Annotated in this window: 37 protein-coding genes and 1 tRNA gene; all 38 read left to right on the top strand. The window is 40.2% G+C overall.

What is annotated here, in order from left to right:
• Positions 1 to 5 precede the first annotated feature (5 nt).
• The 38 genes from ACZ47Z_RS12100 (at position 6) to ACZ47Z_RS11915 (ending at position 18239) form a co-directional block, all read left to right on the top strand.
• Positions 6 to 740, top strand: coding sequence for an ORF6C domain-containing protein (locus ACZ47Z_RS12100; protein WP_054751653.1), 735 nt, complete (start codon positions 6 to 8; stop codon positions 738 to 740).
• A 12-nt stretch (positions 741 to 752) separates the two neighbouring features.
• Complete coding sequence (locus ACZ47Z_RS12095) at positions 753 to 1004, top strand: hypothetical protein (protein WP_054751655.1); 252 nt, start codon at positions 753 to 755, stop codon at positions 1002 to 1004.
• Positions 1005 to 1072: 68 nt separating this feature from the next.
• Positions 1073 to 1312: a hypothetical protein gene (locus tag ACZ47Z_RS12090; protein WP_054751657.1), complete on the top strand. Its 240-nt coding sequence runs from the start codon at positions 1073 to 1075 to the stop codon at positions 1310 to 1312.
• A gap of 14 nt (positions 1313 to 1326) precedes the next feature.
• Positions 1327 to 1575, top strand: a complete 249-nt coding sequence (locus tag ACZ47Z_RS12085; protein ID WP_054751659.1) for a hypothetical protein — start codon at positions 1327 to 1329, stop codon at positions 1573 to 1575.
• 96 nt (positions 1576 to 1671) lie between these two features.
• Complete coding sequence (locus tag ACZ47Z_RS12080) at positions 1672 to 1854, top strand: hypothetical protein (protein ID WP_054751661.1); 183 nt, start codon at positions 1672 to 1674, stop codon at positions 1852 to 1854.
• Between the two features lie 86 nt (positions 1855 to 1940).
• Positions 1941 to 2114 carry a hypothetical protein gene (locus ACZ47Z_RS12075; RefSeq protein WP_157050379.1) on the top strand — a complete coding sequence of 58 codons (174 nt, stop codon included), beginning with the start codon at positions 1941 to 1943 and terminating at the stop codon, positions 2112 to 2114.
• Entirely contained in the window at positions 2101 to 2283 is a 183-nt protein-coding gene (locus ACZ47Z_RS12070; protein WP_054751663.1) for a hypothetical protein, read from the top strand. Before ACZ47Z_RS12075 ends, ACZ47Z_RS12070 begins: the two co-directional genes overlap by 14 nt.
• A complete protein-coding gene (locus ACZ47Z_RS12065) occupies positions 2283 to 2903 on the top strand; it encodes a Sak single strand annealing protein (protein WP_054751664.1) in 621 nt (206 codons plus the stop codon). The genes ACZ47Z_RS12070 and ACZ47Z_RS12065 overlap by 1 nt, the downstream gene beginning before the upstream one ends.
• Complete coding sequence (locus tag ACZ47Z_RS12060) at positions 2903 to 3478, top strand: hypothetical protein (protein ID WP_054751666.1); 576 nt, start codon at positions 2903 to 2905, stop codon at positions 3476 to 3478. Before ACZ47Z_RS12065 ends, ACZ47Z_RS12060 begins: the two co-directional genes overlap by 1 nt.
• Positions 3479 to 3897: 419 nt before the next feature.
• A complete protein-coding gene (locus tag ACZ47Z_RS12055; protein ID WP_054751668.1) occupies positions 3898 to 4272 on the top strand; it encodes a hypothetical protein in 375 nt (124 codons plus the stop codon).
• Positions 4217 to 4540 carry a putative PDDEXK endonuclease gene (locus ACZ47Z_RS12050; RefSeq protein ID WP_054751670.1) on the top strand — a complete coding sequence of 108 codons (324 nt, stop codon included), beginning with the start codon at positions 4217 to 4219 and terminating at the stop codon, positions 4538 to 4540. Before ACZ47Z_RS12055 ends, ACZ47Z_RS12050 begins: the two co-directional genes overlap by 56 nt.
• The gene (locus ACZ47Z_RS12045) at positions 4515 to 5318 is read left to right on the top strand and encodes a hypothetical protein (protein ID WP_464525600.1); all 804 of its coding nucleotides are present in this window, start codon (positions 4515 to 4517) and stop codon (positions 5316 to 5318) included. The genes ACZ47Z_RS12050 and ACZ47Z_RS12045 overlap by 26 nt, the downstream gene beginning before the upstream one ends.
• 6 nt (positions 5319 to 5324) lie before the next feature.
• Positions 5325 to 5660, top strand: a complete 336-nt coding sequence (locus tag ACZ47Z_RS12040; protein WP_054751674.1) for a hypothetical protein — start codon at positions 5325 to 5327, stop codon at positions 5658 to 5660.
• Positions 5653 to 6096 carry a DUF551 domain-containing protein gene (locus ACZ47Z_RS12035; RefSeq protein ID WP_054751676.1) on the top strand — a complete coding sequence of 148 codons (444 nt, stop codon included), beginning with the start codon at positions 5653 to 5655 and terminating at the stop codon, positions 6094 to 6096. The genes ACZ47Z_RS12040 and ACZ47Z_RS12035 overlap by 8 nt, the downstream gene beginning before the upstream one ends.
• A 118-nt stretch (positions 6097 to 6214) precedes the next feature.
• Positions 6215 to 6772 (top strand): hypothetical protein, encoded by a 558-nt coding sequence (locus tag ACZ47Z_RS12030; protein WP_054751678.1) that lies wholly within the window; start codon positions 6215 to 6217, stop codon positions 6770 to 6772.
• A 3-nt stretch (positions 6773 to 6775) separates the two neighbouring features.
• The gene (locus ACZ47Z_RS12025) at positions 6776 to 6994 is read left to right on the top strand and encodes a hypothetical protein (RefSeq protein ID WP_054751680.1); all 219 of its coding nucleotides are present in this window, start codon (positions 6776 to 6778) and stop codon (positions 6992 to 6994) included.
• Positions 6994 to 7398 carry an ASCH domain-containing protein gene (locus tag ACZ47Z_RS12020; protein WP_054751682.1) on the top strand — a complete coding sequence of 135 codons (405 nt, stop codon included), beginning with the start codon at positions 6994 to 6996 and terminating at the stop codon, positions 7396 to 7398. Before ACZ47Z_RS12025 ends, ACZ47Z_RS12020 begins: the two co-directional genes overlap by 1 nt.
• Positions 7399 to 7506: 108 nt before the next feature.
• A complete protein-coding gene (locus tag ACZ47Z_RS12015) occupies positions 7507 to 8322 on the top strand; it encodes a DNA-methyltransferase (protein ID WP_226871607.1) in 816 nt (271 codons plus the stop codon).
• A 23-nt stretch (positions 8323 to 8345) separates the two neighbouring features.
• Positions 8346 to 8738 (top strand): hypothetical protein, encoded by a 393-nt coding sequence (locus tag ACZ47Z_RS12010; RefSeq protein WP_226871608.1) that lies wholly within the window; start codon positions 8346 to 8348, stop codon positions 8736 to 8738.
• Between the two features lie 232 nt (positions 8739 to 8970).
• Positions 8971 to 9729, top strand: a complete 759-nt coding sequence (locus ACZ47Z_RS12005) for a hypothetical protein (protein WP_054751688.1) — start codon at positions 8971 to 8973, stop codon at positions 9727 to 9729.
• A 71-nt stretch (positions 9730 to 9800) separates the two neighbouring features.
• Complete coding sequence (locus ACZ47Z_RS12000; protein ID WP_054751690.1) at positions 9801 to 10493, top strand: hypothetical protein; 693 nt, start codon at positions 9801 to 9803, stop codon at positions 10491 to 10493.
• A gap of 137 nt (positions 10494 to 10630) precedes the next feature.
• On the top strand, positions 10631 to 10975 hold the full coding sequence (locus ACZ47Z_RS11995; protein WP_054751693.1) for a hypothetical protein: 345 nt from the start codon (positions 10631 to 10633) through the stop codon (positions 10973 to 10975).
• A 14-nt stretch (positions 10976 to 10989) separates the two neighbouring features.
• Positions 10990 to 11250 (top strand): hypothetical protein, encoded by a 261-nt coding sequence (locus ACZ47Z_RS11990; RefSeq protein WP_226871611.1) that lies wholly within the window; start codon positions 10990 to 10992, stop codon positions 11248 to 11250.
• Position 11251: 1 nt separating this feature from the next.
• Positions 11252 to 11434 carry a hypothetical protein gene (locus tag ACZ47Z_RS11985; protein WP_054751694.1) on the top strand — a complete coding sequence of 61 codons (183 nt, stop codon included), beginning with the start codon at positions 11252 to 11254 and terminating at the stop codon, positions 11432 to 11434.
• The gene (locus ACZ47Z_RS11980) at positions 11421 to 11762 is read left to right on the top strand and encodes a hypothetical protein (protein WP_226871612.1); all 342 of its coding nucleotides are present in this window, start codon (positions 11421 to 11423) and stop codon (positions 11760 to 11762) included. Before ACZ47Z_RS11985 ends, ACZ47Z_RS11980 begins: the two co-directional genes overlap by 14 nt.
• 14 nt (positions 11763 to 11776) lie before the next feature.
• A complete protein-coding gene (locus tag ACZ47Z_RS11975) occupies positions 11777 to 11965 on the top strand; it encodes a LuxR C-terminal-related transcriptional regulator (RefSeq protein WP_464525599.1) in 189 nt (62 codons plus the stop codon).
• The gene (locus ACZ47Z_RS11970; RefSeq protein ID WP_464525598.1) at positions 11955 to 12107 is read left to right on the top strand and encodes a hypothetical protein; all 153 of its coding nucleotides are present in this window, start codon (positions 11955 to 11957) and stop codon (positions 12105 to 12107) included. The genes ACZ47Z_RS11975 and ACZ47Z_RS11970 overlap by 11 nt, the downstream gene beginning before the upstream one ends.
• Complete coding sequence (locus tag ACZ47Z_RS11965; protein ID WP_054751700.1) at positions 12076 to 12354, top strand: hypothetical protein; 279 nt, start codon at positions 12076 to 12078, stop codon at positions 12352 to 12354. The genes ACZ47Z_RS11970 and ACZ47Z_RS11965 overlap by 32 nt, the downstream gene beginning before the upstream one ends.
• Entirely contained in the window at positions 12351 to 12716 is a 366-nt protein-coding gene (locus ACZ47Z_RS11960; protein ID WP_054751702.1) for a DUF551 domain-containing protein, read from the top strand. The genes ACZ47Z_RS11965 and ACZ47Z_RS11960 overlap by 4 nt, the downstream gene beginning before the upstream one ends.
• Position 12717: 1 nt before the next feature.
• Positions 12718 to 12987 carry a hypothetical protein gene (locus ACZ47Z_RS11955; protein ID WP_054751704.1) on the top strand — a complete coding sequence of 90 codons (270 nt, stop codon included), beginning with the start codon at positions 12718 to 12720 and terminating at the stop codon, positions 12985 to 12987.
• 84 nt (positions 12988 to 13071) lie between these two features.
• Positions 13072 to 13341 carry a hypothetical protein gene (locus ACZ47Z_RS11950; protein ID WP_226871613.1) on the top strand — a complete coding sequence of 90 codons (270 nt, stop codon included), beginning with the start codon at positions 13072 to 13074 and terminating at the stop codon, positions 13339 to 13341.
• 58 nt (positions 13342 to 13399) lie between these two features.
• Entirely contained in the window at positions 13400 to 13735 is a 336-nt protein-coding gene (locus ACZ47Z_RS11945) for a hypothetical protein (protein WP_464525597.1), read from the top strand.
• A gap of 195 nt (positions 13736 to 13930) precedes the next feature.
• Complete coding sequence (locus ACZ47Z_RS11940; RefSeq protein WP_054751706.1) at positions 13931 to 14359, top strand: hypothetical protein; 429 nt, start codon at positions 13931 to 13933, stop codon at positions 14357 to 14359.
• Entirely contained in the window at positions 14352 to 14834 is a 483-nt protein-coding gene (locus ACZ47Z_RS11935; RefSeq protein WP_226871614.1) for a hypothetical protein, read from the top strand. Before ACZ47Z_RS11940 ends, ACZ47Z_RS11935 begins: the two co-directional genes overlap by 8 nt.
• 71 nt (positions 14835 to 14905) lie before the next feature.
• Positions 14906 to 14977 (top strand) — tRNA-Met (locus ACZ47Z_RS11930).
• A 29-nt stretch (positions 14978 to 15006) separates the two neighbouring features.
• Positions 15007 to 15498 (top strand): hypothetical protein, encoded by a 492-nt coding sequence (locus tag ACZ47Z_RS11925; protein WP_226871615.1) that lies wholly within the window; start codon positions 15007 to 15009, stop codon positions 15496 to 15498.
• On the top strand, positions 15431 to 16837 hold the full coding sequence (locus tag ACZ47Z_RS11920; RefSeq protein ID WP_054751711.1) for a PBSX family phage terminase large subunit: 1407 nt from the start codon (positions 15431 to 15433) through the stop codon (positions 16835 to 16837). The genes ACZ47Z_RS11925 and ACZ47Z_RS11920 overlap by 68 nt, the downstream gene beginning before the upstream one ends.
• Positions 16824 to 18239, top strand: a complete 1416-nt coding sequence (locus tag ACZ47Z_RS11915) for a phage portal protein (protein ID WP_226871616.1) — start codon at positions 16824 to 16826, stop codon at positions 18237 to 18239. Before ACZ47Z_RS11920 ends, ACZ47Z_RS11915 begins: the two co-directional genes overlap by 14 nt.

Genomic DNA, 18239 nt, shown 5'->3' with positions numbered 1-18239 from the left:
CAGAAATGAACAACTTACAGATTACAGAGTACAAAAGCATTAGAGTGCTCACAACACAGCAGATCGCTGAAGCGTATGGCTCTGACACAAGAGTTATTTCAAACAACTTCAATAGAAATAAGGAAAGATATATTGAAGGAAAACATTACATCTGCTTGGAAGATGGTGAAAAGAGAGAGTTTGTTGACCATCATCAAATTGATGACGGTTCAAAGAAAGCATCGAAGCTTTATCTTTGGACGGAAAAAGGAGCTTTCCTTCATGCGAAGTCACTTAACACTGACACAGCATGGGAAGTCTACGACAGACTGGTTGACAACTATTTTGAGAAACCAAAAGTAGTTCCAATGACAACCGACCAGAAGATTCAGTTACTTGCACAGGGTAATGTGGAACTAACAGAGAAAGTAAATTCCATTGACAAGGATTTACAGGAGTTCAAACAGGACATGCCGTTACTTGCCTTGGAGTGTCAGAGAATCACATGGGCAAAGAATAACAAGATTGTTCCACTGATGGGCGGAAAGAGTAGTCCAGCGTATCGGAACAGGAGCTTGCGAACCAAAGTTTACAAAGACCTTGATAAACAGCTCAAAAGAGAATTCGGCGTTGACACATACAAGGCAATCAAGAGAAATCAGTGCAACCTGGCAGTAAAGATTATCGAAGCGTACAAGCTCCCAATGTTTTTGAAAGAAGAGATTGACGCTGAAAATGCGCAGATGAGTTTTGAAGTGTAGGAGGGAATCAAGATGAAAACTATTATAAATCGAGAATACGCAGGAGAAAAAGAAGCTTTTGCTCCGCTTATTGGATTCAAGGTAGTAAGTGTGGAAGATGGACCCACTAATGGTGATTTTGGAGACATAACTGTTCTTACATTGGTAAATGAACATCATGTAGCTATTGATGTAACTATTTCGGATGAAGCTATTTGGATCAGTGAGCCACACGCAGTTAAGGATGATTTAAGTGCTATCAGTGATGAGGACGCAAAAGTGTAAGAAATGTGGTTGGGTTCCAGCGATTGAGTAGGTGGCGTGAGGGGTACTGATGAAGAGAGGTGAAAGCAATGAAGAAAAAGATTATCAATAAGAGAGTCAATGGAGATTCTGAAGAGCTGCACGCATTGAAAGGCTTTAAGGTCTTAGCTGTTGGCAACGGAACAATTGGAGAAGAGTGTGCGTTGAGTATCATGCTGATGAACGAGAACAACGTTGCTGTTGATTTAAGCATTACAGATGACGGAGCGTATCTCAGCGAGTTTTACGCACTGACAGAGGACATGATCCCACGCACTTATGATGATTAGAGAGGTGAGAAGAGATGCCAAAATTAAAAATATCTGACAGGGAAAGGCAGAACAGAACACTTATTGCAATCATACAATCAGGCAAGACGATGGAAGACATCAACATGGGAAAACTTTCCAAGCTGACAGGAATCCCGATGAGTACTCTCTACCAGAGATTTGGTATGCCGGAAGATATTCGGCTTGGAGAACTGAGGGAGATCTTGAGGGTACTTAAAATTTCTGAATCAGAAAAAGAACGAATAGGAAGAGAAGTGATTTGAGCGTGGAAGATTGCTGCTACTGCAGATACAGAAATAGCTGCATGGAACGCAGCCGCTGTTATCCATGTACATCCTATAGGAAAGAAGGTGGAAAAAATGAATCAGATCGATATGATCGACATCCAAAGAAGAACAATCCAGATCATTGATATCAAGAGAAAGCCAAGAAGAATTGAACATGATGATAGAGAAGAAAAAAAGTCTGCTGTTATGACAGTAGTTGCGATGGCATTGGTAATCTTCTTAAGTATCGCAACATGGGTTATCTTCGGATATTAAAAAAGAGTGCCATGATAAAGGCGGCAACCTTCAGGCACTCGGCTATAAAACCAACTTAATAATAACATTTCAGAGAGGAGAAAGCAATGGAAGAAAGAACATTAGAGGTAAGTGTAGATAAATTTATAGAGCTGTGCAAGATAGATGCACGCATGGAAACACTTAAAGCTTACATTGAGAAAGCTGAGAAGAAGGGTGGATTCGTTGAACTTGATACTGTGAAACTCATCATTGGGGTGACGAAACATGAGAGTTTATAGAGGCATCGGACCGGAAGAGGGAACAATCGTAACAGAAGAGGAAGCGTTTGATTACGCATTGGAAAGATGTTTGAAAGGAACAGAAGAAGACCAGAGAGAGTTCAAGAAAGAACTTGTAGAGTGGTTCTTCTCCGGGAACTGGATAGACGAAGAAGGGAGTGGATTGTAATGCCACTTGCAAGCTACGAAGAACTTAGAAAAGTAGATATCAAGAAGTACTGCAAGAAAAGAGATGGACTCGATTATCTTAACTGGGCAACATGCATCAACCTTTTGAGAATGCATGGAGCAGACAAGGTTTACTGGGAACCAGTACCGGATCCAGTAACCGGTAGCAGCCTTAGAAAGACAGATGTAGAGTTCTCTGATAAGAACGGAAATAAAAACAGATGTTACGAGACACTGATTAAGGTTGTTATTGATGAGAACACGTACTTCATGCAGACACCTGTCATGAACGGAAGTAATCCGGTAAAGGATAATTCAATGACACAGCAGAGAGTATGGAACAGCATGTGCAGAGCATTTGTAAAGTGTGTAGCTATCCATACTGGACTAGGATTTGATCTGTGGCTGAAAGAAGAGAACCACAACGAACCATTCATTCCGGAAACATTAAAGAAACGTGCATCCGCTGCAAAAATCAAAACAATCAAGCAAATATGTACAAGTCATGGTGTCGATGGCGATGCCTGGGTTGCTGGCAATGGAAAGACTTGGGAAGAACTAACAGAGGAAGAAGCAGCCATGATGCTCAATGCATTGAAACAGAAGTATGGTGATGAGTAATGCGTTTCACTGGAAAACTCAAAGAACCAATTATCGACTTCGTAACGCATCGTCTGACCATTCTATTTGAGCCAAATGAGGACTTTCTCGAAACCTATGAGGAATTGAAAGGCAAAGAGGTTTTAAGCCTTGAAATCAAGCCATACAGGAAGAAAAGAAGCCTTGATGCGAATGGTTACTACTGGGTACTACTCACCAAGCTTGCAAAGGTAATGAACACATCGAATGCAGAGATGCATAACTTGATGCTGATTCACTACGGAGAGCCGGAGATCATTGAAGGAAAGCCGATATACATGACAGTACCGGATACGGAAGATGCGGAAAAGAAAGTGATGCAAGCAACAGAATATCATCTGATGCCAACATCACAAGTAAGGCAAGGTGTAGACGGTGTAATGTACAGGACTTACAAGCTTTTGAGAGGATCGAGCACTTACAACACAGAAGAGATGGCAAGGCTCATTGATGGACTTATCACAAGCTGCAAAGAAGCTGGAATGACGGATGCTGCGATTGCAACACCGGATGAAAAGAGATTGCTGAAAGAAAGGTATGGTGTGGATATTGGCTAAACGATTGAAGAGCGTATTCACAGAAGATATGAACCATTGCTACTTTACTGGTTATCCATATCCACATATTCACCATATCTTCTATGGAAGCAGACGAAAACTATCAGAGAGATACGGATTTGTGATTCCCCTTGCACCGTATCTCCATGAATTTCAAAAGGGGAGTGTACATGACAATCCGAATCACGGTTTGGACTTGGAGCTTAAACAGATGGCTCAACGATATTTCGAAGAGCATATAGGCAGCAGAGAAGAGTTCAGAGAGGTATTCGGAAAGTCTTGGCTATAACTGGTATTAACCTAGCGGATAAGGTTGATATATAAACTCCTAATGGCTGACTGAAACAGTATGTCACAATCCTTAATCAGAGCCATGATGATTCGTCTCCTCGGCTTGTCCGGGGAGAGAAAGGAGAACAATGCAGACTTACGATATTGACATATTAGATTACATCAGAACCGGACATGACAGAGCAATCACGAGAGCTGAATTGTCTGATCTGACCGGTATAGACGATAGAACGATAAGAGACATGATCCATTATGCAAGACGAGATATTCCGATTCTCAATATGCAAGATGGCAGAGGGTACTTCGTTCCAGACATGAACATCTTAGAAGAGAGAATGATGCTGATGAAGTACATCAGACAAGAAGAAAGCCGGCTGAAGAGTATCGGCTGGGCACTAAAAACAGCAAGGCGAACAGCCAAGAATTGCAACATGGAGGTAGACACAGATGAATTCAAACCGAAAAGGGAAAGAGGGAGAAAGAGAGTTAGCAAATCTGCTTAAAGACAGATACGGATATGATTGCCGGAGAGGGCAGCAGTTCTGTGGATCCAATGGAGATGCAGATGTAGTCGGTCTTCCTGGCATCCATATTGAGTGCAAGAGGGTAGAGAAGCTTAACATCTATGAAGCTGTGGAACAGTCCATAAACGATGCGAGAGAGGGCGAAATGCCTACGGTAATGCATCGGAAGAATCACAAGGATTGGCTGGTCACAATGACAATGGAAGATTGGATGAAATTATATGAAAGGCGATTACATAAAGATTAATCGGTCACTTCTCGAGTGGGGGTGGTACAAAGACAAAAACACTTCCAGATTGTTCATACACATGCTTTTAAAAGCGAACTGGAAGGACGGATTTTTCTTAGGAATTGAGATAAAAAGGGGGTCATTCGTATCTTCTTTAGCCAAATTATCTGAAGAAACTAACCTTTCAGTTAGAGAGATAAGAACAGCAATAAAACACCTAGAATCGACAGGCGAAGTGACAAGCAAAAAATATAACAAATTCAGCGTATTTACGGTAAATAATTACTGCTCGTATCAATCGAGTGACACGCAAAGTGACAAGCAACCGACAAGCAACCGACAAGCAAGTGACAAGCAAGTGACAACAATAGAAGAAGGGAAGAAAGGAAGAAAGAAAGAATATATAGATACTAACGTATCTATAAAGCAGCATAGCATTCAATCCATCATCGATGCTTGGAATCAACTAGAGCCTTACGGAATCAAAATGATTTACCGTATCAATCCTGGTTCTAAGAGATATACTTCACTGATTGCCTTGCTTGAGCAATTCGGAGAAGAAAAAGTGATACAAGCTGTTGATAAGGTCAAACAGAGTGATTTCCTTCAGGGAAAGACAGATGCGAGATTCTCACTGAACTTCGATTGGTTCATCAATCCGAATAATTTTGTGAAGGTGCTTGAAGGAAAGTATGATGAACGGCACGATAAGAAACCAGCAACGAAGAACAATAACAACTTTGAGAGAAGACATTACGACATGGATGATCTGGAAAGTAAGTTGCTAGGAAGGTGATTAAGAATGGCAGAAGCAAACAAAGGCTGGGCGGTATGCTCAGTCTGTGGAAAAGAATTTGAGATAGTCGGCAACCGAAAGAAGTGTTGTAGCAAGGCTTGCGGAGAAGAAAGAAGCCGAAGACAGTGTTGTGAGAGAGGAAAGGCAAGATACAGAGCCTTGAGTCCTGAACAGAAAAAGGAACTGGCAATGAAACGAAAGCAAGCCAAACCGAAGAAAGTAAAAGGCGCAATGAAACCGAAGTTTCAAAACGAGCTAGCAAGAGCTGCAGCGGAAGCAAGAAAACATGGAATGAGCTATGGCAAATACGTAGCGAATTGTGAAGGGAGAAGATATGGCTAAGACGATTGATGCAGAAGAATTTCTTTCCTGGCTGAACGAATCAGAGGAAGAATTGAAGAACACGATGGCAGATGAACTGAATCCGGACAGAAAGGACGAAGGGATCCTACTCACAACAGAGACCGTCAGAAAGTATGTCGAGAGCATGTGCAAGATTGACAATGCTGACAGTAAGCGTGGATGGATACCAGTGACAGAAAGACTTCCGGAAGATGAAAGAGATGTACTACTCACACTTGAGTCAACGAACGGTAACGGATACAGAGAGTACAGTGTAGGATGCTACATCCAAGTATTTGACGAGGACACAGAAAAGCACTGGCTTGACAGACAGTATGGATATCTAGAGTGGGATAAATACTCAAACGGACACGGTGGATGCTCACTGTACAGAGTGGCAGCATGGATGCCGATTCCGAATCTGTACAAGGGATAAAGACCATGAACAGACAAGAAAAAGAGGATCAGGCGCAGATTGAGTACCTGAGACGATGGAAAGAGAAGAAACAGAAGAGAAAGAATCTGTTAGAAAAACTGAGAAAGAGAGGCACGAAATGAAATACAAAGTTGGAGACAAGGTAAAAGTTAGAAGTGACTTAAAAACATCGGTGTTGTATGGCAGTTTATACGCAGTTGCTGAAATGATAAAGAAAAAGATTGTAACGATTACATACGTGTATGATGGTTGCTACAAAGTTGTAGAAGATGACTATGCGTGGACAGATGAAATGCTTGAGGGATTAGCAGAGGACGAACTGACAGCGGAAGAAGCAATTATACTTAGAGGCGAAATGTGTGAGGGAAGGAGTTGCAGTCGTTGCAAGCTGAGTGCCTATAACAATGGCACGGGTATTACCTGTAATGAATTAGCGGTAAAACATCCTGAACGATATATCGAAGTCCTCAAACAGTACAAGAAAGACCATGAAAAGAAAGAAATTGAAGTTGTGAAGAAAACCTGTTGCCTTGTAATAGACGAAAAAAGAACGGTTGTTCACGAAGAGGAAATTGACAATCATGATTCTTGCGAAGAAGTGCTGAAAAGATATTGCGAAGAGCATGACGGAAAGTTTTTTGCAATATGCGAAAGCAGATATGCGGTAAAGGAGTAAGTCATGAATATTGGAGACAAGATAGATTACATGATTCAGTGTTTGAAAGTCGCAAAAGCTGAGTACGATTACACAGCTGATTACATAGCAAAGAAACCAACTGAACAGTTAGAACTGTGGAATTTTCTTGATACACACAGAAGTCCAAACAAAGCATTAATTAAAGACAACTTAAAGAATGTGGCAAGAATGGGATTCCAGCTTGCAAATGAGGTGAAGTGATGGATGGACTAATTGTAAAAAAGAGATGGTTAAATCTTATCCTTAGTGGGAAGAAAACTATTGAAATAAGAGGTAGTAATACCAAGAAAATAGGACAGCCGATCTATTTACTGGAAAGTGGGACAAACCTTGTAAAAGGCACATGTATTATAGACTCTACATATCCAATATCCTGTTCTGATTGGTCTGAGGAAAGAGAAAAACACTGTGTTGACATATCTTATTCAGAGTTGAAGAAAAGGTATAAAAGACCTCATGCGTGGGTACTTAGAAATGTGAAACTGACGGAAGAAGAATGGAAGTACGAACATCCAAAGGGTGCGATTATATGGGTAAAAGATGTAATGCCGGCATATGAACTGCAAACTGGATATATAGACGTAATTTTTAGAAACAATATGTAATTTACAGAAAGGAGTACGGAGCTCCGGCCGGGCAAAGATATATCGGCTCCTTTCGAGAAGATGGAACAAAGAAAAAAGAAACTTAAGTGTGAGATTTATAGAGATTCAATGCAGAATTACAAGAAATATGCAATCCCACCAGCGCAGCTGATTATAGCTGATGTGCCATACAATGTCGGAAGCAACTTCTACGGAAGTAATCCAATGTGGTACGTAGGTGGGGATAACAAAAACGGTGAAAGTAAACTTGCAAAGAAAGCAGCGTTCAATTCAGATTTCAATTTCAATCTATATGAGTATTTCCATTTTTGCTCAAAGATGTTGAAGAAAGAACCTAAGAAAGCCGGCAAGCGTGGCAGAAGTTCTGATGCTCCGTGCATGATTGTATTTTGCAGTTTTGAACAGTTAAGCACACTGATCAACGCAGCTAAGAAACATGGCTTTGTGAATTACATACCGCTTGTATTTGTGAAAAATTACAGCCCACAGGTATTGAAAGCAAATATGCGTGTTGTAGGCGCTACGGAATACGCTTTGGTATTATACCGAGACAAACTTCCAAAATTTAGAAATGGCGCACAGTTTGATGAAAATGGAAAAACGATTCGAGGTACAGGACATATGGTATTTAACTGGTTCAAGTGGGAAAAGGATGGAAAAGATATTCCGAAAATTCATCCGGCTCAAAAGCCAGTGAGATTGTTAGAACAATTGATTCAGACATTTACTGATCCTGGAGATGTAGTTATTGATCCATGTTGCGGTTCTGGAAGCACGTTGAGAGCAGCTAGAAACCTGGGTAGAAGCGCATTCGGTTTTGAAATTGACCGAAATTTCTATGAAAGAGCTAAGAATGAAATGCTGAAAGTTGAAAAAGAGTCGCAGATGAGCCTTGAAGACTTCCCGGAGGTAATGCCGAAATGAAAGATTTGCGTAGGTGGTAAGAAATGAATATTGAATTAAAAGAGATAGACAAAGACACATTGAAAGTTGGAGATTGGGTCGGGATTGCAAGAGAAGTAAGCTACGGATGGGGTTTATCATTCCGGCATAGACTGATTTTTCCGGCACAAATTACAAGAATCACTCCAAAGCGAACCAAATTCTTTACGGATAAGTTTGGAGAACATGACAAAAGAGAAGTATTTTATGAGTGTGATAGTGAAGCTGAGAAAGAAACTTTTCTTGCTAAGGCATTTTGTGCTATTAAAAACGGAATATTTGAGTTAACCGAATTGAAAAGAAATAATTACATCGCAAGAATCAGCGATGAAGATTTGCCGGAAGTAGCTGAACACATGGAAGCAATTATGGAAATTATAGAGAAATACAAGGAGTAGCAATGTTTGAAGAATTATATAAATTCATATCCAGATTGCATTACGGGATAAAGTTCATGCCGGAAAAGGATTTTGACGAGCTTTTATCTCGGTGCGACTGGGAGCAAAGGATGTATGCATTGTGCTTTAGATATTTGTAAACGTGGAGAAAAATCATGAAAGCACCTTGACAATTGAATATTGATGGTTGGAATGGTATAATGATACAAAAAATGAAAAGGAATATATCTATATGCAGACAATAATCGAAAAAATAAAAGAGGTTTGTAAAAAACATCCTATTATAATTGTTCTGATAATAGCTATTGTGCTTTTAGTTGGTGCTCCTTTAATTATTCAAGCAATATACCATACGCCAGCACCGTGCGAATTATTAGAAGAAAAAATACCACCAGGGAGCTTGCTGACGTACATAGGATCTGTATTAACGTTCGGTGCAACATTTATGTTAAGCTTGTTAGTGTATCGTTCAAACAAAGAACAATATGAAAGAGCGAGCATTTCTGAGAATAAAGCAATGCTTGTCATTGATAATGATAGCGGTATGAAAACAGATGTGTTAAAATCTAGTAAAAAGGATAAATATGATATTTTTATTAACGTGAAGTTGAAAATATTGTCAAAGGCAATGATTTCCAGAATTCATGTAACGCATTTTTCAGCAAGTGATTTTGATCAACCAAGAGATGATGAACGTCAGTTTTATGCAGACTGTGGTAAAGGAAAAAATGTTACGTTTCAGTATAAGTCAAAGGATACATTAATGATAACATTTTGCTCAACAGACGAAAAACTTCGAAATATTTTATGTACATCAAAAAAACTATCTATTGGTTTTGATATAGTAATAACGTGCGAAGATGTGAAAACGATATTGACTATGAATATGAATTGCACTACATGTGAAATTATCGGAGAACAGACAATTATAGGAAAAATATTCGACATAGAAAATGCAAATTCTGCTTTTTTGGATGCGTACATAGCTTAAGAAGCTTACCAACCATCAATATTCGGTGGTTGGTATTTTTTTACGCTTTTTTAAGGAGAAAGGAACGAATTATGAAATTAACAGGAATAGCAAGAGAAGATTTAGAAGCGAAAGGTTTGGTGTTACCAAATAAACTTGAACTTGAATGCAGAGGAACAGCAATTCCGGACATTTATGCGAGTATAATCGGCAGAAAGAATGTTGATACCGGAGAATTCGAATCATTCTTTAAGATAGACAATAAAAATGGCAACACAGCGGAATTTGACAGATTCCGGGAGAACGTCACATTGTTAGAAAAAGAGCATACCGTCTTTAGTCGAGAAACGATAGAAGATAAGAATGTGATTGACTATTATGTTCCGTATGATATCCAGGAGAGCAGCAAGAATAGACCGACAGTGACGGACGAATTCCCGGAAAACGCTTATCTGACAGAAGGATATTACGAGTGCGAATATGAGCTACTTCTGACTTGCGGAGAGGCAACCAGAAGGCTTGTAATTCCGAAGAGAACAGTCAATGTTCCGATGATTTCATTACTGTCAAACATCGAAGATGAAATCACAGATATTCTCGATGGATTTCCAGACGAGGACAATGATTTCGCCGATGTTTTGGAGTTAGTAGACGAGCATTATGAAATTAAGATGTTTGATGACTGTGGAATTCCGGCAAATATTGAAATCAACCACGCAGATGATTTCGTGAATATGATTGTTTCAGCCAGACAGATCAAGTGTGAATTCAAGTATTCGGAGTGAAAAGATGGGATGTAAGAATTATTGCTGGTATGGAAAGAATGCTTGTTGTCTGGAATGTCAGATAAAAGACCAATGCAATATTCGGTGCGGTGACGAATATGCGGTAGAGTGCCCGTATTATGTGAAGGAGAATAAAGATGAAAATTGTAAAAGGTAAAGAACAGGAATATAAAGACTGGTATGAAAAAAACAGTGATCCATACGGTAGAGCGTGTTTTACATATGCTGAAAGATGGGCTGGAATGATGGAAGAGAAGATAAAAGCATCAGAAGATGATGAAATGAAAGTTATTGTTGATAATGCAAAGCAGCTGAGCTATGAAGCGGATACAGAGGGAATTACAGGATTTATGTACGGAGTAGCTGTCAGTATTCTTTCTCAATGTTGGGAATACGGAGAATGTCTAAGAAAATGGCACAACAAAGATTATGGATATGACGGTGACGGTGTTGTAAATCCGGCGGTCATAACTGTTGGTTGAAAAGGAAAGTAAAGATGAATGGTAAAGACTTTATAGGAGTGCTTGAAGAAGCCAGGCTAAAAATAGAGCTGTCAAATAAACGCATTTTGTTTATGCATCCGGAAGATATCGCAATACTTGATTTGGACAAGGTGAGCAGCAGCGTGTATCTTGTTGAAGAAAGAAGATTGGAACATGGGAAAGTAATAGCGATTACCGATGAAGAATTAAAAAAGATTGTATGGGATGCAATCAAAAACAATAAAGTGAAGTATCACAGAGGAAGAAGGAGATAAAGTGAGAAGAGAATCACTGATTCATAAAATCTTGAGGAAACTCGGTTTTATCAAGGACATTGAGGATGATAGGAAATTGAAAATGGAGATGTGCAAAAGAGCAATAAAGGCAAATGTATGTCCGGAGGATTGCGACATTTGTGCATGGGATACGAAAGGTGGAGTTAGTTATGAGAATCATTAGTCAGAGCGGATTACTGGATGTGCCTTATGAATTAATTGCAATTTCCCCGTATTCAGGAAATAGGGCAACAATCGTTGGATCGTTTCCGGGGAATGACCTCGGCAAAGGAGATAGAATTTATATTTTAGCTAAATATTCCACCGAAGAAAAAGCAATCAAAGCTATGGAAATGTGCAGAGAAAAGTATGCACAGTGTGAAATCAATAAGCATTTGATTCAGAAAGCAGCTGATAATTTAGAAGGTGTATCAATAACTTTTACCGGAGAAGTTAGAAATCAACTTGCAGACAAATATCTATTCCGGTTTCCGGCAGATGATGAGATTTAGAGAGCGAGGAAGAAATGAAAGAGCCAAGCGAAAAGAAAGCGATCATCAAAAAGATGATGAAAGAGGGAAAGACATATAAGCAGATTTCAGAAGAAACTGGACTTTCCTATAGCACTATTAGCATATACGCCGGTCAAATTAGAAGGAAAGAAAGAGAAGTACATAGCTTCAACGGAGACAGAACATCTTTGCATGACGTGTAAATACAGAGCATCTGATGCAAGAAAAGGCTGCGACTATATTTTAATCACTGACCATGAACGTGGTTGTGATCCGTCGGAATGTACAAAGTATGAAAAAGGAGTGAGATATCGTGAGATTAAGACCAAAGGTAAAGGCAAGTGAGTTTGCAAGATTCGGATTCAAGCCTTGCCGAGGACTTCCGAAAAGCGCAGAGAGTTACTATCTCTGCGTGAAGAACGGACACAGAGTGATGTTTGTGGACAGTAAGCATTTTACTGAAACTGAGTGGCCGATCAAAGATGCAAGGATACACAAGAATCCAAACTGTAAATTCAGTGACAAGCGGACAGCAACCGAGATTGAGTGCGAATTGGTTGTGAATGGCTTGTTGGAAGAGGTGATGGAATGAAAGAGAGATTAACAACATACCACTGTGGAAAAGCAGTAATTAAAGACAAGAACAAACTGTCAGAAGCTATGGAGAAGTTAGCCGAGTTTGAGGAAAAAGAAAAATGTGGAGAATGGATTGACGCTATCGAACTTGCGAAAATTGCTATTGCGCTGCAAAGTCAGAAGTGGATTCCATGCAGCGAGAGGTTGCCGGAGAAACCAAAGGTCGATTCTTCCGATGGTTACATTGTGCAGAGTAGGCACGTTATACAGCCATTTTCCGCTTATTGGGATGGCAGATGGTGGACAAACGATGATGATTATGTAGTGGACGGAGTGATAGCATGGATGCCACTGCCTAAGAGGTACAAAGGAGAATGATATGAGCAGATTAATTGATGCAGATGAATTTCAAAAACAGATAGTAGGAATGGCAATCTTGAACAATTATCCACCGGACAAAGCTAATGCACTTTGCAAATTGGTAGATAGCCAGCCGACAGCGGTTGATGTGGATAGCGTTGTTAATGAGTTGAAGAGGGAAAAATTTATTGAAAGCGAAACGGTTTTGTCGGATATACATCAAGGATACAATGCCGGGTTAGACAGAGCCATTGAAATTGTCAAGAGAGGTGGAAGAGATGAAAAATAAAGAGCAGACAAATGCTTGTTGCGGTTGCTTCGGAGCTGCGAATGGTGATTGTGATGAGTGCGCTAAGGATTGGAGTGATAAACAGTGAAAAGAAGTACAGACACACGCTGGAGTCCTGCAGAGATCCAGCAGAACCAAAAAGAACATTATGCTGCTATGGCAGAGCATCCACCTGATCGGAAGGCAAGCGAGAAGTTTCACCGGCCGGCATACCAAGCAGGCAATCTGATCAAAGTACAAGGGCAGCAGTTGTGGCATGGAGATGTTACTGGATATATAGCCAGAAAATACAAGATAGGGAGTGATACCATTGGAGACAATGACGAAGGAAAGGCTGGAAGCATACCGGAATAATAAGACAGAGATATTATCCTTGGACTATATTCTTAATAACAGGTGGCAATCAGAAACCATGTTGGGAAATGATGTGATCTTAGATTACAGTAAGGGATATCCAATGCCGCAGAGCATAGTTGGTTTTGACCAAGAAAAATATGAGCGGTTACAAGAACGTGATTTAAAGAGAAAAGAACGTCTGGAAAAGGAATGTGAAGAGGTAGAGCATTATGTTGAAGGAATCAAAGATGCGCAGCTACACAACATCTTCAGGATGTATTATATTGATGGTGTCAATGCAGTGAATCAGACAGAGGTAGCGAAGATGATTCATCTTGAGAGAAGTACGATAAGTAAGAAAATCGACAGATATCTTCAACTTTCACACAAATCACACGAATCACATATATAATAATACTTGAGCCAAAGGCTGAATTCCTGCGGCTCGTCCTCTCTTTATATGAAACCCAAGAAGCACCTGCGCAGGAATGTGCGGGTGTTTTTCTATGTTGAAATAAAATTTACTCTATAAAATAAAGCATGAGGTTGGAAAGGCATCAGAATAATGTTATAATCTTCTCATATACTTATGAGGAGGACGAGTAAGGTGAAAAAATATATGAATGATGTAATTAGCTTTTGGAAAAAACATTGGGGCAGCTTAGTGGCATTTATAATTTTGGAAAGCATAATAGCATTATTTATTGCTAGTTTCGTGCTAGATAAATGTATAACATTGTCAGTAATGAATGAATGGGTGAGCTTGATTGTTGGTATGGTTGCCATGATAATGGGTGTTATTTCATTGTTTTTAAGTTTCTATAACGTTGAACAATCCAATGATGTACAACGTGAGACTGTTGAAATTATGACAAAAGTTAAAGAAGAAATTCAATTGAAATTGAATGAATTACAATTGGATATGAATAAACAGTTTTCAGATATTAAGCATTACAACTATAGCGGTAAGAGCAAAGAACTCGAAAGCGTAGAGAATAGATTAGATGCCAGAAAGTGGGAAAAAATAGATGAATGAATATTTGAATAAATTAAACGTGGGAATGTTTATATGTGATAAATGTGATGAAGAGGAAGGGTTAATTACAGATATAAGAGGAATCAAAGATACTCTATATTTGAACGAAAACAATAAATCTAGTTTTTTATTGCTATGTGACTTTAATTTTATTGAATATGAGATACCGAAAGAAGGAGGGATGATTTCCTTTAGATTTTTTGTAAGAACACTAGGTGGATCTCCATCGTATGAGATGCCATTATTAGTTAGTGAAATGGGGCTAAAGAAAGACAATGAAGGAGTAATGACTCATCGATTCCCAGTTTCAATAAATATTGAAGATTTTGAATTTCCTAGAACTGGAATGTATGCAATAGAAATATATAAAGTTTTAGGAAAAGTGGATACTGTAAAAGAAGAGAAAAATCATGATCTGTATAGAAAAACAGAGAATTTTGTCAGTGCAATATCGATAGATGTAAAGAAAGAATAAATATAAGTTTAGTTACAAAATAATAGGCATCCGGTCAGATGACGGGGTGCTTTTCTAATCCCTAAAACCACGGATCATTAGTTCAGTGGTAGAACATTCGCCTCATAAGCGAAATGTCGTAGGTTCGATTCCTACATGGTCCATGAAATAAACCAGAATTGAAGGTGGTGAAGTGGCGAATGAACAAAATTTAGTTCCATTTACAACAAATCAAAGCCGTGAGGAAGCCGTGAAAAACGGACGTAAGGGCGGGAAAGCAAGTGGAAGGGCAAGACGTAGGAAGGCAGACTTCCGGAAGACGTTGAACCTACTGCTTACTGCGGAAATAGATAATGAAGAATGGAAGCCGGTTTTAGAGTCGCTTGGTGTTGAGTGTACTCTGGAATCGGCTTTGCTTATGGCTCAAATCAAGGAGGCAATGCGGGGAAATACAAAGGCTGCATATTTTGTTGCCCAGTATGCTGGACAGAATGCACAGACTGCTGCGGATGATAAAGAACAGCAACGCAGGACAGAACGGATGGAGGCGGATACAGAAAAGATCCGTAGAAGCTCCGGAAACACTGATAACGAGGATGAAGGAGTGGAAATCATAAATGACGCACCGAAAGAGACAGATCAGAATCTCGGATATAGTAATTCCGAAATATCTTCCGATATTTAATAACCGAAGTATCAAGCATATCATCCTGACGTCTGGTCGTGCCGGGACGAAATCCAGCTATGCAGCCATCCGGTCAGATTATCAACTTGTATCAGATGCCAATGGCTCTGTGGTTGTGCTGCGTAAGCATCATAACAAGCTGCGGAAAACAGTTTACAAGGAGATGCTCCGAGGAATCAACCGTTTGGAGATTCCGAAAAGTAAGTTCCGGATTACAAAGTCTCCAATGGAGATTACTTATAAAAGACATGGAACGACCATGTATTTTGCTGGATCAGATGGAATTGATGATACGAAAGGTATTATAGATGAGGATAAGCCAATCAAGTTGGTTGTGCTGGATGAGCTGACAGAGTTCTTTGATGATGGTGAGGGAGAGGATGAGTTAAGTAATATCGAAGCTACTTTTGTTCGTGGGAATAAAGGTGGTTTCCAAATGATTTATCTGTATAACCCACCGAAGAATCCAAATGCACCGATCAACCAGTGGTGTAAGAAGATGGAAAAACGTCCTGACTGCGTACATATCCATACAGATTACAGAGATGTACCTGCTGCCTGGCTAGGCCCTGATCTGATTGCTTCTGCCAAGGCAATGGAGGTTGCTGATCCGAAAATGTACAGATGGGTTTGGCTTGGAGAATCAGTAGGAGTAGATGAACTGATTTATTATATGTTTGGAGAAAGGCACAGACAGAAGCCAGATCCGGATAGAAGATACGACAGAATCTACATTGGTGGTGACTATGGACAGCAGAATGCAACAACATTTCAGGCATTTGGTCTTGATACTTACAGAAAGAAGTTTCCAGGACTTGGAGAGTATTATCACAGTGGTCGAGAGACTGGAAAACAGAAAAGTCCGTCAGAATATGCGCAGGATCTGGTTGAGTTCATGAATGAGCTGCATGAACAGTATGAGAACCGGATTTTTTATATTTTTCTGGACCCATCTGCCAAAGGTCTGGCGGAAGAGGTGAAGAGAGCTACCAGGAACGGATTGGATTATCAGGTATTTCTGCGGGATGCGGAAAATGATGTGGCTCTGGGAATCAGCCGGGTACAGAAGGTACTGGTATTTGATATCTTGTCGATTTCTCCGAAGCAGGAATATGCGGTGCAGGAGTTTGGAACATACGAGTATGATAAAAAATCCATCGAAAAGGGAAAAGAAGTGCCAGTGAAAGAAAGTGATCACTGCATGGACGCAATCCGTTATGTGGTTATGGGAGCCTGGAGCAAGATCAAACATTGGCTGCCCTTAGATACAGTCGGAGATGACGTGAGTGTAGGCGATATCAGCAGCACGGAGGTGAGAGAAGAGGATGAATATCTTTAATTATTTCAGAAAGAAGGGAATCGATACGGTAGATGCTTCATTCTATCGTAAGATTGATGAGTGGATCAGCTGGTACAATTCCAATGTCCGGCAGTTTACATTTTACAAGGTATATACCGGACGCGGTACAAGTAAACGATGCCGCAGAAAGAGCATGGGAATGGCAAAGAAGCTGTCTGAAGACATTGCAGATCTGCTTCTGAACGAGAGAGTTATGATTACACTGGAAGACGAAGCAACACAGGAATTTGTGCAGAAGGTTCTAGATAATAATCATTTTCTGGTTATGGGAAATGATTACCAGGAACGGAAGGCGTATTCTGGAACAGTGGCGTATATTCCTTATCTGTATAATGCGGTTGTACAGGAAGACGGAACGATATCGGCAGGGGAGATTGGGATCAACTATGTGGATGCCAAGAACATTTATCCGGTCAGTTGGAATAATGGAGAGGTTACGGAGTGTATTTTTACGTTCGTGCATACAGTCCGCCAGAAGAAATACGTGCAGATCCAGTTCCATCGGATTGAAGAAAAGGGAATGTATGTGATTGAGAACAGCGTTCTGGAATGCACAAAAGGCAGTACGGAATGGCGAGAGCTGACAGAACAGGAATGGAAACAGCTGAAACCATTTACAAATCTGGCAGCCAGAACCGAGACCGGATCCACAGAACCACAGTTTGTTATTGACAGACTGAATATCACAAACAATGCAGCTGAGTGCAATCCAATGGGAATTGCGATTTTTGCAAACGCAATCGATACTCTGAAAAAGCTGGACATGGAATTTGATTCTTACTGCAACGAGTTTGATCTTGGAAGAAAAAGAATCTTTGTTGCTCCGGAAATGCTGACGAACGAAGATGGATCTCCAACCTTTGATCCAGATGACAGCGTGTTCTATTCGCTTCCGGAAGATTACGATAAGAACCAGGCTGGTCTGATCAAAGAAGTAGACATGAGTCTTCGGGTAGAGCAGCACAGCAAGGCAATCGAGGATGATCTGAATTATCTGTCTCTGAAATGTGGATTCGGTACAGAAAGATACCGGTTTGATGGGGCAGGAGCAAAGACTGCGACAGAGATCATTTCTGAGAACTCAGATATGTACCGGATGCTGAAAAAGCATGAGACGATTCTGGAAGATGTCCTGGAGCGGCTGATCAGAATTATTATCCGACTCGGGATTGTGACAGGGAACGCACTGGATATAAATACAGATATTGTGATTGCTTTTGACGATTCTATTATCGAGGATAAAGGCGCAGAGCGGCAGCAGGACCGTCAGGATGTCAGCATGGGAGTGATGCGGCATGAAGAATACCGTGCAAAATGGTACGGGGAGACCGTGGAGCAAGCAAGGCAAAATCTACCAGAGCAGAATCAGGTGATGGAATAA

The organism is Mediterraneibacter faecis (assembly GCF_055383675.1).
Note: the sequence above shows the minus strand (reverse complement) of the source record. Positions and strands in the feature narration are given on the sequence as shown.